The sequence below is a fragment of the Ruegeria sp. SATB045 genome, from assembly GCF_059613525.1.
Genome location: NZ_JBXWSR010000021.1, coordinates 173,280 through 189,861, shown reverse-complemented (window position 1 = coordinate 189,861; position 16,582 = coordinate 173,280). Strand labels below are relative to the sequence as shown.

Sequence of the window (16,582 nt, the reverse complement as noted above, 5' to 3'; positions counted from 1 at the left end):
AAAGAGGTGGCAGGGGCATGAGCCAGATCGAAGAATTACAGCGCCGTATTGTTGTCGCGATGGAACGTATCGGTGCAAGTGTGGACGCCATGGGTGCAATGTCAGAACCTCCGCGCGCGCAAGATGAAACGCTGCGTGCCGCGCTGGATGACGAACGTGTAGCAAATGCGCAATTGGAAGAGCGTCTTAGAGCCCTCAAGCAACGTCATGAACAGGAAGTCGACGCAATGCGCGCCGATATGGAGAGCTTGCGTTCGGTTCCTGCTGAACACCCGGAAAATGGAGCTTTGCGCGAGCAATTGGCTGAAGCAACCGCGAAACTGGCCGCGGTGGAAGCCGCCCGCGCAGAGCTTGCGGAAGCCAAGGCGGCCTTGGAAGATCAGGACGAGCTTGCTGTTTTGAAGGCGGAGAACGATCGGTTGAAGGCGACTGCAAGCATGGCAGAGGAGTTGAAGGCCGAGAATGCGCGTTTGAAATCGGAACTGGCTGATAGCGAGCGGGTCGCTGAGTTAAGTGCCGAGCTTGAGATGTTGCGCGCTGAACGCAATAGTCATGGCGCGGCTATGTCCCGTTTGGATGACGATCTGCAGCGTATGCGCAAGGCTAATGAACAGTTGCGCAATTCGGTCGATGAGCTGCGCGCTGCGTCCGAGGGCGGTTTGCCGGATGCCGAACTTCTAAATCGCGCAACAGTAGCCGAACTGGAAGCGACCCGAGCCGCTCAGGCCACGGACGCGGCCGAAGCGCATGCTGTGCTGGCGCGACTAGAGCCGCTTTTGTCGCAAGCCAAGCTGGCTGAAGGAGAGGTGGAGTAATGCCCGAGGTAACCATTCAAATTGGTGGGCGGGGTTTTGACGTCTCATGTCAGGACGGGGAAGAAGTGTTCCTGCAAGCCGCCGCTAAGATGTTGGACGACGAAGCACAGGTTCTTTCTGATCAAATAGGACGAATGCCCGAGTCCAGAATGCTGCTGATGGCCGGCCTCATGCTTGCTGACAAAACGGCCGCGTCGGAAGATCAGATTAGTTCCCTGCAAGCAAAATTGGCCGAGGCCGAGGCCGAAATTCAGGCTTTGCGCAACAAACCGCAGCCTGAACCCGAAAGGGTCGAGGTAGCGGTTGTGCCGCCTTCCGTGACAGACACGCTAGCTGAATTGGCGGCTCGGGCCGAAGCGCTTGCCTCGGTTGTGGAAGAAAAGACTGCGGGATGATGTTGCGTCGGATATCTGCTGTTTTCGTGGCGACGGTGTTGGGAAACACCGCTTGGGCGGAACTCGACGTTCTCCCTGTTACCTTCACCTGCGACAATGCCGTTCCGCTTGAGGTGGTGTTCTTTAATGCCTCGGACGGCTCGAGCGCCGCGGCCATGCTGGTCGACAATCAACTGATCGCGTTAGAGCAGAGTATAAGTGGATCGGGAATCCAGTACAGATCCGAAGGCAACGGCGGCACCTATATTCTGCGGTCTAAAGGTTGGGATGCAACGGTCAGCTTTCTGGCGACAGGGGATGCCGCCAGCGAGCAGGTTATATTAGAGAATTGCTCCAGCCGGTGATCAGGCGTTTGCTTCGCGGATCTTGTCGGCGGCTTCTTTGTTGTAACCAACGCCGTTGTCATCAAACAGCGTGTCCAGCTCACCCGACAGGGTCATCTCGGTGATGATGTCGCAACCGCCGACGAATTCGCCTTTGACGTAAAGCTGCGGCACGGTCGGCCAGTCGGAATAATCCTTGATGCCCTGACGGACCTCTTCATCCGCTAGAACGTTCACGTCGGCATAGTCGACGCCCATATAGTTCAGCACACCAGCCACGCGGGACGAAAACCCACACTGAGGCATTTCCTTGGTGCCCTTCATATAAAGCACCACATCGTTGGCTTTGACGGTTTCGTCGATCTGGGTTTTCACGTCAGTCATTTCGCGTTTCCTTTGCTCTTCGGCATCATCGCTTTGGCGAAGTCTTGTGGGTCTTTTGGAATATGGGTCTGCGTTGAACGAATTGCACCGTCATGCGACTTGTAAGACGAGTGCAGAATGTGTTTGTCCTGCGCAGGCAGAGATCCTCGTCCTGTTTTGCGGCCGGTCTTTGAGTGGTTCCACGCTAACAGTCCGATTAGCAGGACAAAGACAGAAATCGCAATTGTGAGTGCGATCAAATGCTCCATGTTACTCCGGCACTTTTGTAGTCAGCGCCAGCGCGTGCAACTCTCCATCTGGGCCGTCCATCTTACCTTTCAAGGCCGCATAGACCGCCCGCTGTTGTTGAACCCGGTTTTTGCCGCGAAAGCTTTCGTCCACGACCATGGCTGACATATGCACGCCGTCGCTGCCGCCGACCTGAATTTCCGCATCGGGAAAGGCTTCGCGCAGCAGGTGTTCGATTTCGTGGGCGCTCATCGGCATGTAGGTCACTCCTGAAGGTCTTTCCCAAGATGTAGAGCGCCAAAGCGGGGCGCGCAAGTGGTCCTGGGACGACAAAACCCACGCCGGTCCAAGCGCGGGTTTCATCTTGGTTTGCGAAGGCGATATCAGGCCACAGCGTCGGCAAAGCTGCTGCGGAAGGTGGCGGTCAATTCGTTCAGAGCGGCCTCGGATCCTCCGATCTTGACTGTCTCGCCGGTGAAACGACCAACCGAGACCAGCGGAACACCTGCTTGACCGGCGGCGATCATCAGTGCCTCGGCCTGATCAAAGTTACAGGCGACCAGATAGCGCGCCTGATCCTCGCCGAACAGGAACTCGGTCGAAGCATCATCGAGGCAGACCCCCACGCCAGCCGCCTCGGCCAGTTCGAACGCGGCCAGCGCAAGGCCGCCGTCGCCCAGATCGGTGCAGGCTTTGATCATCTCGTGGTTGGCGCGGATAAAGTCGCCGTTGCGTTTTTCGGCGTCCAGATCGACATGGGGCGCGTCACCGTCTTCGCGGTTGAACACCTCAGCAAGCAGGGCGGATTGACCCAGATGGCCTTTGGTTTCGCCGATGACCAGCGCAACATGGCCTTCGCGAACCTCATTGCCGATAATCTCATCAGTGTGGTTTAGCAGACCAACCGCGCCGATGGTGGGGGTCGGCAGGATCGCCTGGCCGTCGGTCTCGTTATAGAGCGAGACGTTGCCCGATACGATCGGCATATCCAGCGCGGCGACAGCCTCGCCAATGCCTTTGATCGCGCCGACGAACTGGCCCATGATCTCGGGCTTTTCGGGGTTGCCGAAATTCAGGTTGTCGGTGGTCGCCAGCGGAGTGGCCCCAACGGAGGTCAGATTGCGATAGGCTTCGGCCACTGCCTGCTTGCCGCCCTCAATCGGGTTGGCGCGCACGTAACGCGGCGTCACGTCGCTGGTGAAGGCTAGCGCCTTGTCTGTTCCATGCACGCGAACCATGCCCGCGCCGAGGCCGGGGGTGCGGGCGGTGTCGGCCATCACCATTGTGTCGTACTGTTCGTACACCCATTGCTTGCCTGCATAGTTGGGCGAGGCGAGCAGGGCGCGCAGACCGTCAATCGGGTCGATCTGAGGGACCTCGGCCAATTCCTCGGCCGCAGGTGTTTCGACCCACGGGCGGTCATATTCCGGCGCGGTCGAGGACAGTTTCGACAACACCAGATCGGCTTTGACCTCACCATTGTGGACGATGAGGAAACGGTCCTCGGCAATCGTTTCGCCGACGATGGCAAAGTCCAGATCCCATTTCTCGAACACGGCGCGGGCCTCGGCTTCCAGCTCGGGCTTTAGGACCATCAGCATCCGTTCCTGAGATTCCGACAGCATCATCTCATAGGCGGTCATGTTTTCTTCGCGCTGGGGTACGTTTTCCAGATCCAGACGCACGCCAAGGCCGCCCTTGTCGCCCATTTCTACGGCGGAACAGGTCAGGCCAGCTGCACCCATATCCTGAATCGAGATCACAGCACCGGTCTGCATCAGTTCCAGCGTCGCCTCCATCAGGCGCTTTTCGGTGAAGGGGTCGCCGACCTGAACGGTGGGGCGTTTTTCTTCGATTGTATCGTCGAATTCGGCTGAGGCCATGGTCGCACCACCAACACCATCACGGCCGGTTTTGGCACCCAGATAAACGACGGGCATACCGACGCCAGACGCGGCTGAGTAGAAAATCTTGTCGCTGTCGGCCAGACCGGCAGCAAAGGCGTTCACAAGGCAGTTGCCGTTATAGGCGGGGTGGAACCGCACTTCGCCACCCACGCAGGGCACACCGAAGCAGTTGCCATAACCGCCGATACCTTCAACCACGCCATTCACAAGCTGGCGGGTCTTGTGGTGTGCAGGTTCGCCAAAGGACAGGGCGTTCATCGACGCGATGGGCCGCGCGCCCATGGTGAAGACGTCACGCAGGATGCCGCCCACGCCGGTCGCCGCGCCCTGATAGGGTTCGATATACGAGGGGTGGTTGTGGCTTTCCATCTTGAACACCACGGCCTGACCGTCGCCGATATCGACCACACCCGCATTTTCACCCGGACCGCAGATCACCTGCGGACCAGAGGTGGGCAGGGTGCGCAACCATTTCTTGGAGGACTTGTACGAGCAATGCTCGTTCCACATGGCCGAGAAGATGCCCAGTTCGGTGAAGGTCGGCTCGCGCCCGATGATCTCGAGGATCATGTCATATTCATCGGGCTTCAGCCCGTGTGCGGCGATCAGATCGGGTGTGATTGCGGGCTCTTGCATCTTCTGTCCTGTGTCCAAATGGGCCGAGATTGCGCGCCTTGTAGGGCAAGGATGCGCCCGTGGGAAGGGTCAAGTCAGCGCAGGCGTTACGCGCCAAAGTAAAACGGAACCGACCAGAGGCCGGTTCCGCCTATTTTGCAGTCAGGTTTTGGCTTAGGCCGGGTTCTGCTGTTGGTTCGCTGCGTCGGCAGCCGCGGCGCCAACGGCGGCCTTCTGCTCTTCAGTCAGGTGGTCGGCGTCTTCCAGGCCCGGAATGGCAACACGCACCTCACGGCGGGCAAAGTCGATGCCGTTTTCCTTGAACGAGGCCTTCACCCGGTTGAAGATTTCTTTGCGCAGCGTGAACTGCTTGCCTGGTTTGGCCATAAACTTGCCCCTGATGATCATGCCCACATCGTCGAAATCGAATACGCCTTGTGATTTGAAGGGCTGCAGGAACCCGTCTTTATGGGTTTCGTCGGCCATCATCTCGGCTCCGATCTTCTTGAAGATCTTCTTGACCTTGTTGGGATCAGTATCGAAAGGCACGGTGAATTTCAGCTTCATGATGACCCAGTCACGGCTGTAGTTGGTCAGCTTCTGGATCTCACCATAGGGGATGGTGTGGACTGGGCCTCGGTGGTGACGCAGCTGCATGGACCGGATCGAGATCTTTTCGACCGTGCCGGTGGTGCCGCCGACATCGACGTATTCGCCCACGCGGAAAGCGTCATCGACTAGGAAGAAAATCCCACCAACGATATCTGCTACCAGCTTCTGTGCCCCAAAGCCGATGGCCAGACCCAGAACACCAGCACCGGCCAGCAGTGGTGTGATGTTGATGCCCAACGCGCCCAACGCCAACAACACAAAGATCACTGCAATCGCGACCTGCGCGGTGACTCGTAGCAGCGGCAGCACCGTCGCCAGACGCGAGCCACCGGCACCGCCACCTTCGCCAGCCTCTTCATCAGGACTTTGGCCATTGGCGGTGTGTTCTTTGGCCAGACGGCGGTTGATCCACAGCGATATGACCTCATTAAGTATATAGCCGATGGCGATAATAATGAAAAACTGCACCAGTTTGCTGCCGGACTCATCTCCGCCACCAGCGATTTCCTGAAGGTTCAGATCCCACGCGCGTGAAATCATCAAGATGACCAGAATACCGGCCAAAACGCGCCCGATACGGATGTAGCTGCGCTTGGTCGATTTATACGCGCGTTCGGCCACCGGACCTTCACCTAGCATCGGAGGTTGCAAGTGACGCACCAGACCGCGGATCAGCGTATCCAGTGCGGGCGCTATCAGCAGCCAGAACATAGTGGTGAAATGCGCACCTTGCAGCAACAGCGATCGAAGAACTGGATCTCGCTGTGCGGCTAGGAATTCAACCAGCAGCCAGATCACCGCTGAAACGCCAATGGCGAAATAGGGGTAATAGTAGGCAACTTCCTCGTCAAACTTAGTGTGATCCGGGTCAGTGCCCAGCATCATCTGCGTCAGGCCTTCGCGAGCTTTCCAGGCGATGACACCAATATAGATGTGAATGCCTGCGTTCAGCCAGAAACCGATACGGGTTTCGCCGGGGGTGATGCCGTTGAGCGCGTTGAAGTGCACTGTAAACAGCGTCAAACCGATCAGGATCAGCAACCCAATCAGATTGCGGTGCAGGAACTTTGCCCAATGATCGTCAATGTTGACCAGTCGGTAATGCGGCTGGTTGGGTGCCAGTACGAAACGCGACGCAGCAGCACCTAGACGGGGAACCCAGATCAGATAGAAGACGAAAGGTGCGGCATAAGTGATCTGTTCTGGCGTCATCAATCCACGCCCAACTGCTCGGATGACTACGTAAAACACTACCAGTCCGGCGATTTCTCGGCAAAAGCGGCGGAACAGAAAGCGAACAGCTCCCCGCAGGTCGTTGTCTTCGTGCATGCCTGACTTTTCGTGCCATTTTCGCGTCAAGAGGTAGAACAGCTTCTCAGCAATGAAGCCAACGACCAATACGCTAAGAACAATACCCATCAGGGTCAGGGCGCCTGTTGAACCAAATGTGCCGATAAAGTTCTCGGTAGCATGAACCTGAGCGCTGATGAGGTTCGGAATGGTCGTCAACACATGCGTCCACGAGGCAACCATTGCCTCCCAGATGGCATTTAATTCCTTGATGGGGTCTTCGCGGTCAGCGGCCTCGGCGGCGCGTTCCTCTGCTACGGCGTCTAGCCGGTCCAGCAAAATGGCGCGAACCTGGTCGTCAGACATCCGCGCGACCAGATCATCCACCTGTTCAGGTGTGAGGTCTTCGGGAATAGCGATAGGCGTAGTCGGACTGGTTGTGCTGCTCTCTTGTGACAGCACTGGCGCCGACAGACAAATGACGGAAATGATCGCCAAAATGAGGCGAATGGGGTGAAACATCGAATCTGTCCTCGAACTCACGTCTTGATGATTTTTTCGTGATAATAGGGATAAGTGTCAGATTTTCCCAGATGTTTCCCCTGTGGCGTGCGAAAATCTAAAGTTCGAACAAAAAAAAGGCCGAGCACTAAGCTCGGCCGTAGTCCAACAGGGAGGTATGAAGATGATGAGCGTTTCAGCATCACCGTCTTCGAGTGCTCATTTAGGGATCAGTTTATGAACGATCAAGATGTTTCATGCTGTTGAGTGATCATGCCCGCTATGCTTAAGGCGCATAGCTACAGCTTTCCCAACTGCTTCAACTGTTTACGTTGCGCAATAATTTCGTCCTGAACGAAATCGCGGAACGCGGCCACGCGCTTGGAGTGCCGCAGTTCTTCTGGGTAGGCGAGATAAACGGGGACATCCGCAGTTTCGATATCTGCCAGAAGCGGAACGAGGTGGGGGAAATCTTGTGTCACGTAGTCTGGCAACACGCCGATGCCCAAATTGTGCAGTACGCCTTGTAGAACACCGAAATAGTTGTTCACCGTCAGCAAGGACCCCGGATTATAAGTCATAAGATGCCGCACCATGGCAGCGCTTGCCCCAGCTTGTGGGGCAGCGGGGGTCTGGCAGATCAGTCGATGGTTGGAAATGTCTTCCAACGTTTGAGGGGTGCCGTTTTCCTCAATGTACTCCTGTGTCGCGTATAGCTGCATCTGAACTGTCATCAGTCTTTTGCGCACCAGATCTGCCTGGCTGGGTTCTTTCATCCGAATGGCCACGTCGGCTTCGCGCATAGGAAGATCCAGAACCCGCTCTTCCAACATCAGGTCAATGTTGAGGTCGGGATACTGTTCGTACAGCTTTGGCAGACGCGGGGCCAACCATAGGGTTCCAAAACCGAAAGTTGTGGTGACGCGAAGAACACCAAAGACTTCTTCTTCGCTGTCGCGAATGCGTGCCGCAGCAGCGTCCAGGCGTTTAGACATGGCCGAGGTGGCGTCAAACAACAACTCACCCTGTTCGGTCAGGATCAGACCACGCGCGTGGCGATGAAAAAGAGTCGAATCAAGAGACTCTTCCAGCGCTCGGATTTGTCGACTGACGGCGGATTGCGACAGGTTCAGCCTATCGCCCGCATGGGTCAGGCTGCCCGCATCTGCAACCGCATGAAATATCCTAAGCTTATCCCAATCCATCGCCGCAACTTTCGTTATCCTTCGGAACGCCTATATGAAATAGGTAACAACTTCTACATTCAAACGGTGAAATCCTTATGTTTTATGGGAAAATCCCTATACAGGTCATAGTTTATGACCTAATATGCAATTAAAGATAGCACACTGATCTGACGTGGGGAGGCGTTTGATGAGTAAGCCACAAGTAACTTTGAATGACCGGTTCGATCTGGAAAAGAACCAGGTTTTGTTGAATGGCACCCAAGCGCTGGTGCGTCTGATGCTTATGCAAAAGGCACGGGATCGTCAGGCCGGGCTGAATACTGCCGGGCTTGTAACCGGCTACCGTGGTTCTCCGCTTGGGGCGGTTGATCAACAGATGATGCGCGCTCAAAAGCAATTGGCCGAAAGCGATGTCACCTTTCAATACGGTCTAAACGAAGATTTGGCTGCAACTGCTTTGTGGGGCAGTCAACAGGCGGGTCTTCGAGGGGATGGCAAGTTTGATGGGGTTTTCGGTCTTTGGTACGGAAAAGGGCCCGGAGTAGACCGTTCCGGCGACGTGATGCGCCACGCCAACATGGCGGGCACTGCGACCCATGGCGGCGTATTGATGGCTATGGGGGATGACCATACCGGTGAAAGCTCGACCGTGCTGCATCAGTCAGAATGGTCGCTGGTTGACATGTATATGCCGATCGTCAGCCCCGCAGGCGTACAGGAAATTCTGGATTATGGTGTTTATGGATTTGCCCTTAGCCGGTTTGCCGGGGTTTGGGTCGGTCTAAAGACCATGAAGGACACGATCGAGGTCACCTCGGTCGTGGATGGCAGCGCAGATCGGATGTCCGTTGTCGTCCCTGACTTTGATATGCCTCAGGACGGGTTGAACATCAGGCTGGTGGACACGCCGCACCTGCAAGAGGCACGACTGATAGACTTCAAACGCTTCGCGGCCGAGACGTTCTCGCACGCCAACAAGATGGACAAACGTGTCTGGGGCAAACCCGGCGCAAAAATCGGGTTTGTTGCCGCAGGCAAGAACTGGTTGGATTTGGCCCATGCGCTGTCTCTTCTGAACATCGATGAAGCCGAGGCCGAGCGTTTGGGCATCACGACGTACAAGGTGGGCCAGACATTCCCATTGGACATGGCTGGGTTTCACGATTGGGCAGAAGGTCTGGATCTGATCGTAATCGTCGAGGAAAAGCGCAAGCTGATCGAGGTTCAGGTTAAAGAGGCAATCTTTGACGACCGTCGGGGGCGTCGTGTTTATGGCTGGTACAAGGGCGGTGCGGGTACTCTGCATCGCGAAGAACTGTTCCCGACCCGAGGGGCATTGGACCCCAACATGATCGCTGAAAAGCTTGGCGAAATTCTGATTGAGGAAGGCCGTGACACCGATGGAGTTCGCGCCGGATTAGCCAAGCTGTCCGAGGCCCGGCGTGCCGACAACGCGGAGGAGATCGCAACGCGTCTGCCGTATTTCTGTTCGGGATGCCCGCATAACAGTTCGACCAAGGTGCCGGATGGAAGCCGGGCCTATGCCGGGATCGGTTGCCACTACATGGTCCAGTGGATGGACCGCAGCACCTCGGGCTTTACGCAGATGGGTGGAGAAGGGGCCAACTGGATCGGGGAAGAGCCGTTCTCGACCACGGATCACGTTTTCCAGAACCTTGGTGACGGAACTTATAACCACTCGGGCGTTCAAGCGATCCGCGCGGCCCTGTCGGCTGGCACCAACATCACGTTCAAAATTCTGTTCAACGATGCCGTCGCGATGACTGGTGGTCAGGGAAATGAAGGCGATTTGACCGCGGAACGGATCGTGGCAGAGGTTAAGGCTATGGGCGTCAAAGACGTCGCGCTGGTCTATGATGAAAAGGAAGATGTGAACTTCAAAGCCTTGCCTGCGGGTGTCGAAACACACGAACGCGCCGAGCTGATGCAGGTCCAAGAACAATTGCGCGGTGTCGAAGGTGTCTCGGTCCTGGTTTATGTACAGACCTGTGCCGCCGAAAAGCGCCGCCGTCGTAAGCGCGGTACCTTTCCTGACCCCGACAAGCGGGTATTTATAAACACCGATATCTGCGAAGGTTGCGGCGATTGCGGCGTTCAGTCGAACTGTGTGTCGATTGTGCCCAAAGAGACTGAACTCGGCCGGAAGCGCGCGATCGACCAGTCCAGTTGCAACAAAGACTTTTCCTGCCTCAAGGGGTTCTGCCCGTCCTTCGTGACGCTGGAAGGTGCGAAAATCCGCAAGGAAGCAACGACCGAGATCGACCTGCCAGACCTTCCGATGCCGACACTGCCGAAGATCATAGGCACGCATAACGTGGTCATCACGGGTATCGGCGGCACAGGTGTTGTCACGCTCGGTGCTGTTTTGGCTCAGGCCGCTCAGATCGACGGCAAAGGAGCCGGGATGATGGAGATGGCCGGGCTGGCGCAAAAAGGGGGTGCCGTACACATCCATTGCCGTCTGGCCAACCGACCCGAAGATATCAGCGCGATCCGCGTCGCCACAGGAGAAGCCGATGCGCTGATAGGGGGTGATCTGGTGGTCTCTGCCGGGGCCAAGACTCTGGGATTGACCCGGTCGGGGCAAACTGGTGCCGTCGTCAACAGCCACGAAACGGTCACCGGTGATTTCACGCGCGATACCAAGTTCCGGATTCCGGGCGATCGTCTCGAGCTGGCTTTACAGGCGCGGTTGAAAGAGGATGTCTGGCTGTTCGACGCAACTGATCTGGCGCGGGCAGTGATGGGCGACTCGATCTATTCCAACATGATGGTGTTCGGGGCCGCTTGGCAGCGTGGTTTGCTTCCGATCAACCATTCGGCTGTCCTTCAGGCGATCGAACTGAACGGAACGGCTGTAGAGCGAAACAAGCGGGCTTTTGATATCGGTCGCTGGGCGGTTCTGTATCCGGAAAAAGTCGCGGAAATTCTGCGGCCCAGTGTGGCTGAACTACCCAAGACGCTGGATCAAATGATCAGTTTTCGCGCCGATCACCTGACCGCTTATCAAAGTGCGCGGCTCGCGAAACGGTACCGCAGACTGGTCGAAACATTCGAAGATAAGGGTATCCGTGATGCCGTTGCAAAAGGGTATCATAAGCTGCTGTCTTATAAGGATGAATACGAGGTCGCGCGTCTTTTGCTGTCCAGCCGCGAAAAAGCGGAGACCGAATTTGATGGTGACTTCAAGATGACGTTCCACCTCGCGCCGCCGATCCTTGGTGGTACAGGCCCGGATGGTCGGCCGCGGAAAAGAACTTATGGCGAGTGGATGCTGGGGCCATTGAAGCTGATGACCCGGTTGAAAGCCTTGCGTGGGACGCCCCTGGATATATTCGGGTACAGCGCAGAACGCCGAATGGAACGAGCTCTGATCAAGCAATACGAGCGTGATCTCAAAGAGATCACTCCGCTGATCAGTTCTGAGACCCGCGATGCCGTCATCGCTTTGGCCGAACTGCCACTGGATATTCGCGGCTTCGGCCCGGTGCTTCAGGAAAACGAAGCCAAGGCAGCGAAACGCCGAGAGGAACTTTTGTCAACGATCCGTAGCGGAGGGCCCAATTTGCGCGCAGCGGCCGAGTAAATCGTCACAACACTGTCACGATCACTAGGCAAGATTGTTAGCCGCACATAGATTGCAGGCAGCAAGTTTCGGAGACAACCATGCCCTCGCGCCGCCACGTCGCTCGTGACATTTCTTATGCCCATTCTGCCGAAACGAAAGGCGGACGGATGGTGATCAAACTGATGGAGAATACCACAGGCCGCATGCGCCTGATCAAGCGTGCGGATGGGTACGAGCACGAGGTCGCGCAGGGGCGCGATTTCTGGTCGGTTATGGTGGACCGGTATGGTTTGTCGCTGGATGTAGTCGGTGGCGCGTTATCCAACATCCCTCAGACCGGTCCGCTGATCCTGATCGCCAACCATCCTTACGGCATTCTGGATGGGATGATGATGGGCCACATCCTGTCTCAGGCTCGGGGCGATTTCCGCATACTGGCCCATCGCGTATTCCGCAAAGCCGAAGATTTGAACCGCATCATCCTGCCGATCTCGTTCGATGAGACGAAAGAGGCGATGAATCTGAATCTGGATACCCGCAAAACCGCGCTGAATTATTTGGATGAGGGTGGAGCGATCGGGATTTTCCCCGGTGGCACGGTTAGCACCGGGGTCAAACCGTTCTCATACCCCATGGATCCGGGTTGGCGCGGGTTTACGGCGCGCATGGTCGCCAAGTCGAACGCAACGGTGGTGCCGGTATTCTTTGAGGGCCACACCTCGCGCCTGTTTCAGGTCGCCAGCCATCTGCACAACACTTTGCGCATGGGCTTGCTGATCAAAGAGTTCAAAAAGCGCGTCGACACTCCGGTCAAAGTGGTGGTCGGAGAGCCCATCGGCCGCGACGTTTTGGACCCTCTGGCCAAGGACACGCGCAAGATGATGGATTTCCTGCGCAAAGCCACGTATGAGCTGTCTCCAACGCCGTTAGAGTCCTATGACTACGGCTATGAGTTTGAGGAACGGCATCGCGCCTGAAGGGGCTAATGGCAGTAGGTATTTTTGATTCTGGTTTGGGCGGTCTGACCGTTCTGGACGCCGCGCAGAAACGTCTGCCGGACTTGGATTTCCTGTACTACGCGGACAGTGCGCACGCTCCGTACGGCGTGCGGGATGCACAGAACATCTATGAGCTTACACGCGGCGCGGTTAATGAGCTTTGGAACCGGGGCTGTGATCTGGTGATTCTGGCCTGCAACACGGCCAGCGCCGCGGCTCTGCGCCGGATGCAGGAAGAGGGCGTGCCCGAGGGCAAGCGAGTGCTCGGCGTCTTTGTGCCTTTGATCGAGGCGCTGACCGAACGGCAATGGGGAGACAACAGCCCTCCGCGCGAGGTTGCGGTCAAGCATGTGGCTCTGTTTGCAACGCCTGCGACGGTCTCTAGCCGAGCGTTCCAACGCGAACTGGCTTTCCGCGCCATCGGTGTGGATGTCGAGGCGCAAGCCTGTGGCGGTGTGGTCGATGCCATCGAAGACGGCGATATGATCCTGGCCGAGGCGCTGGTGCGCAGCCATGTGGACGCGCTTAAACGTAAAATGCCCGAACCGCAGGCGGCCATTCTGGGCTGCACCCATTATCCGCTGATGGCTGACGAGTTTCAGGCCGCGCTGGGTGAGGATGTGCAGGTATTCAGCCAGGGCGCATTGGTCGCCGAAAGCCTTGCGGATTATCTGGAACGTCATCCAAACATGCGGGGCGGGGGGCAGGGCGGATTCCTGACAACCGGCAAGCCCGACACGGTCAGCGACCGCGCAACACAGTTCCTGCGACGACAAATCACGTTCGAGGCTGTCTGACTTAGGTCAAGGACGCCCAGCCTTGTGCTGATTTATTCCCGGACCGTCGCATCGGCGGTCGTGACATGTGACACCACGCAAACAAGAGGTCTGACATGACCCATAAAATCGCAATTCTAGGGGCTTCGGGCTATACAGGCGCTGAACTGGTACGGCTGATTGCCGAACACCCCAACATGGAGATCGCCGCACTGGCCGCCGAGCGGAAGGCCGGGATGACCATGGCGCAGGTCTTTCCGCATCTGCGCCACATGGACCTGCCGACCCTGTGCAAGATTTCCGAAATCGACTTTTCGCAGATCGACCTGTGTTTCTGTGCCTTGCCTCACAAGACCAGTCAGGAAGTGATCCGCGATCTGCCCAAGACCCTCAAGATCATCGACTTGTCCGCCGATTTCCGTCTGCGTGATCCGGCGGAATATGAAAAATGGTACGGCAACCCACATGCCGCTCTGGCGCAGCAGGACGAGGCAGTCTACGGCTTGACCGAGTTTTACCGCGACGACATCCGCAGCGCCCGTCTGGTGGCGGGCACTGGCTGTAACGCGGCAACGGGGCAATATGTGCTGCGCCCGCTGATCTCAGCCAACGTGATTGATCTGGATGACATCATTCTGGATCTTAAGTGCGCAGTGTCCGGCGCGGGGCGGTCGCTCAAGGAAAACCTCCTGCACGCCGAACTTAGCGAGGGGTACAACGCCTATGCCGTCGGCGGCACCCACCGCCATCTGGGTGAGTTCGATCAAGAATTCTCGGCATTGGCAGGCCGTCCGGTCAAGGTCCAGTTCACGCCGCATCTGGTGCCCGCGAACCGCGGGATTCTGGCCACCACCTATGTCAAAGGCGATCCGGCCAGCGTGTACGAGGCGTTGACCAAGACCTATGAAAACGAACCCTTTATCCAGATGCTACCCTTTGGCGAGACGCCATCGACCCACCACGTGCGGGGCTCGAATTTTTGCCATATCGGTGTAGTTGGCGACCGGATCGAACGTCGCGCGATCGTGATCGGTGCCCTGGATAACCTGACAAAAGGTAGCAGTGGCCAAGCCTTGCAGAACGCCAACCTGATGTTAGGTGAAGCTGAAACAACGGGCCTGATGATGGCCCCTCTGTTCCCATGAGGATATCATGAAGTCGCTCAAGAAACGCCGCCGCGTACAGATCATACTGCTGGCAGTCGTGGCCCTTGTGTCATCTACAGCATTGATCGGCTGGGCTTTGCAGGACGGTATCAACTTTTTCCGCTCGCCTAGCGAGGTAATCGCAGAGCCGCCAAAGTCCACCGAAGTGTTCCGGATTGGTGGTTTGGTCGAAGAGGGCTCGATCGTTCGCGGGCAGGGTGAAACGGTGACGTTTGTCGTAACCGATGGCGGGGAAAGTGTACCAGTCGCTTTCACAGGCGTATTACCGGACTTGTTCGAAGAAAACCAGGGCATGATCGGGACTGGTTCTTATGTGAATGGCGTATTCGAGGCGACCGAGATTCTTGCCAAACACGATGAAACCTACATGCCCAAAGAGGTTGTGGACGCGCTGAAGGAACAAGGCGTGTATGTGGAGCCAAGCGAAGGCTGAACCTTCGAATAGATAGAATTGTTATAGGGCGTTGCGGTAGCAGCGCCCTTTTTCGTAGATCGCTCTTAACCCAGAGACTGCAGCCTTTGTGCGAATTCAAGCGGAGGATGCAATGCAGACGGTTCAAGAGATCGCGACTGATATCGTATCGCGCGAAGGTGGCTTTGTAGACGACCCGGATGATCCGGGCGGCGCGACAAAATACGGTGTCACGATCCACACAATGCGGCGCTTGGGGCTGGACTTGACCGGCGATGGATTCATTACACGCCAAGACGTTAAGCGCCTCTCAAAAACACAGGCTGTCGATATTTTCGTGTCTCACTATTTCAAGGGCCCAAGACTGAGCATGTTGCCAGAGGTACTGCAACCTTCTGTCTTTGACATGTATGTCAACGCTGGCGCGCAAGCGGTTAAAATACTTCAATATCTTCTGAGGAAAATGGATTTTAAGATCACAGTGGACGGTGTTGTCGGCCCGCAGGCTGCGAAGGCCAGCAAGACTGCCGCGCTGCCGGACCCGATTGCCTTGCGAGACGCGTATGGAGTGGCGCGTCGGAATTATTATTTCCGGATTGCCGATGGGCGCGTTGCTTCGCGGAAATACGCGCGTACGCAAACTGGACACAAGGGTGGGTGGATTCGAAGAGCAGAGGAATTTGTCTCTCCGGGGTACCACCTGAGCGATGCGGAATTTCAGCAGAGGGTTGCGGGATGGGATTGATCTCGGGTTTTTTGTCGTTCCTTTTTGGGGACGGAAGGAATGTTGTTCGCGAAACTGCCGAAGTGTTTCGTGAAAATGCGGAAAAAGGTGCCGAACGGGACCTGTCGCTTCAACAGCAGGCAATGGTTCAGTTCGGTGCTGAATATGCCGTGCCGCGCAAGGGTGATTTCGACCGTTTTATGGACGGCCTGAACCGATTGCCGCGTCCTGCTCTGGCGCTTGGTACGCTTGCGCTATTTGTGGCGGCAATGGTGGACCCCCTTTGGTTTGCGGCGCGGATGCAGGGCATCGCCCTTGTGCCTGAACCGCTGTGGTGGCTTTTGGGGGTTATTGTTTCGTTCTATTTCGGCGCGCGGCACCAGGCCAAAATGCAGGACTGGCAACGCGAGCTTTCGGCGACAGTGCGGCGCGCGCCTGTGGTTGCGCAGAATATCGCGGAACTCAGACATATGCGGGCGAAGTCCGTTGGCGCGGCTGATCCGGGGACCGATGTAACCCTAGCCGAGCACGCGCTGAACCCTGACGAAAACCGGGCACTGGACGATTGGAGGCGCGCCCGCACGGCATGAGCCGCGACACTATGTGCGCCTTCAGGACGCGAAAGTTATTGGTGCTTCCTTTGCAACAGGATTATATGCA

The 16,582-nt window shown here is 56.8% G+C and carries 15 protein-coding genes; 10 read left to right on the top strand and 5 right to left on the bottom strand.

The genetic code is table 11. From position 1 onward, the window contains the following. The first annotated feature begins 17 nt into the window (after positions 1 to 17). Genes AC2FNR_RS12470 through AC2FNR_RS12460 form a run of 3 tightly spaced genes read left to right on the top strand, consistent with a single transcriptional unit; the run spans position 18 to position 1,554 of the window. A complete protein-coding gene (locus AC2FNR_RS12470) occupies positions 18 to 815 on the top strand; it encodes a hypothetical protein (protein ID WP_496849252.1) in 798 nt (265 codons plus the stop codon). Then, the gene (locus AC2FNR_RS12465; RefSeq protein ID WP_170751061.1) at positions 815 to 1,210 is read left to right on the top strand and encodes a cell division protein ZapA; all 396 of its coding nucleotides are present in this window, start codon (positions 815 to 817) and stop codon (positions 1,208 to 1,210) included. Before AC2FNR_RS12470 ends, AC2FNR_RS12465 begins: the two co-directional genes overlap by 1 nt. After that, on the top strand, positions 1,207 to 1,554 hold the full coding sequence (locus AC2FNR_RS12460) for an MliC family protein (protein ID WP_170751063.1): 348 nt from the start codon (positions 1,207 to 1,209) through the stop codon (positions 1,552 to 1,554). The genes AC2FNR_RS12465 and AC2FNR_RS12460 overlap by 4 nt, the downstream gene beginning before the upstream one ends. Here the strand turns inward: AC2FNR_RS12460 and grxD are convergent, their stop codons facing one another. From grxD to AC2FNR_RS12435, 5 genes are all read right to left on the bottom strand, one after another. Continuing rightward, positions 1,555 to 1,917, bottom strand: a complete 363-nt coding sequence (gene grxD / locus AC2FNR_RS12455) for a Grx4 family monothiol glutaredoxin (RefSeq protein ID WP_170354079.1) — start codon at positions 1,915 to 1,917, stop codon at positions 1,555 to 1,557. A gap of 249 nt (positions 1,918 to 2,166) precedes the next feature. After that, the gene (locus AC2FNR_RS12450) at positions 2,167 to 2,403 is read right to left on the bottom strand and encodes a BolA/IbaG family iron-sulfur metabolism protein (RefSeq protein WP_170354080.1); all 237 of its coding nucleotides are present in this window, start codon (positions 2,401 to 2,403) and stop codon (positions 2,167 to 2,169) included. Positions 2,404 to 2,528: 125 nt separating this feature from the next. Continuing rightward, positions 2,529 to 4,688, bottom strand: a complete 2,160-nt coding sequence (purL, locus tag AC2FNR_RS12445) for a phosphoribosylformylglycinamidine synthase subunit PurL (RefSeq protein ID WP_496849249.1) — start codon at positions 4,686 to 4,688, stop codon at positions 2,529 to 2,531. 153 nt (positions 4,689 to 4,841) lie between these two features. After that, on the bottom strand, positions 4,842 to 7,091 hold the full coding sequence (locus AC2FNR_RS12440; protein ID WP_496849247.1) for a mechanosensitive ion channel domain-containing protein: 2,250 nt from the start codon (positions 7,089 to 7,091) through the stop codon (positions 4,842 to 4,844). A 278-nt stretch (positions 7,092 to 7,369) separates the two neighbouring features. After that, positions 7,370 to 8,275 (bottom strand): LysR family transcriptional regulator, encoded by a 906-nt coding sequence (locus AC2FNR_RS12435; RefSeq protein WP_170354083.1) that lies wholly within the window; start codon positions 8,273 to 8,275, stop codon positions 7,370 to 7,372. Positions 8,276 to 8,444: 169 nt separating this feature from the next. Between AC2FNR_RS12435 and AC2FNR_RS12430 the strand changes: the two genes are divergently transcribed. The 7 genes from AC2FNR_RS12430 to AC2FNR_RS12400 all read left to right on the top strand — a co-directional run bounded on the left by AC2FNR_RS12430 (position 8,445) and on the right by AC2FNR_RS12400 (position 16,512). Then, positions 8,445 to 11,864 carry an indolepyruvate ferredoxin oxidoreductase family protein gene (locus tag AC2FNR_RS12430; protein WP_496849245.1) on the top strand — a complete coding sequence of 1,140 codons (3,420 nt, stop codon included), beginning with the start codon at positions 8,445 to 8,447 and terminating at the stop codon, positions 11,862 to 11,864. An 80-nt stretch (positions 11,865 to 11,944) separates the two neighbouring features. Next, positions 11,945 to 12,823 (top strand): lysophospholipid acyltransferase family protein, encoded by an 879-nt coding sequence (locus AC2FNR_RS12425; protein WP_496849243.1) that lies wholly within the window; start codon positions 11,945 to 11,947, stop codon positions 12,821 to 12,823. Between the two features lie 8 nt (positions 12,824 to 12,831). Next, complete coding sequence (gene murI, locus AC2FNR_RS12420) at positions 12,832 to 13,641, top strand: glutamate racemase (protein ID WP_170751072.1); 810 nt, start codon at positions 12,832 to 12,834, stop codon at positions 13,639 to 13,641. Between the two features lie 95 nt (positions 13,642 to 13,736). After that, positions 13,737 to 14,765, top strand: a complete 1,029-nt coding sequence (gene argC, locus AC2FNR_RS12415) for an N-acetyl-gamma-glutamyl-phosphate reductase (protein ID WP_496849240.1) — start codon at positions 13,737 to 13,739, stop codon at positions 14,763 to 14,765. Positions 14,766 to 14,772: 7 nt separating this feature from the next. Next, on the top strand, positions 14,773 to 15,219 hold the full coding sequence (ccmE, locus tag AC2FNR_RS12410; RefSeq protein ID WP_170354088.1) for a cytochrome c maturation protein CcmE: 447 nt from the start codon (positions 14,773 to 14,775) through the stop codon (positions 15,217 to 15,219). 112 nt (positions 15,220 to 15,331) lie between these two features. Further along, positions 15,332 to 15,943, top strand: coding sequence for a holin-associated N-acetylmuramidase (locus AC2FNR_RS12405; RefSeq protein WP_496849238.1), 612 nt, complete (start codon positions 15,332 to 15,334; stop codon positions 15,941 to 15,943). Further along, on the top strand, positions 15,934 to 16,512 hold the full coding sequence (locus AC2FNR_RS12400) for a holin family protein (RefSeq protein ID WP_496849236.1): 579 nt from the start codon (positions 15,934 to 15,936) through the stop codon (positions 16,510 to 16,512). The genes AC2FNR_RS12405 and AC2FNR_RS12400 overlap by 10 nt, the downstream gene beginning before the upstream one ends. Positions 16,513 to 16,582 lie beyond the last annotated feature (70 nt).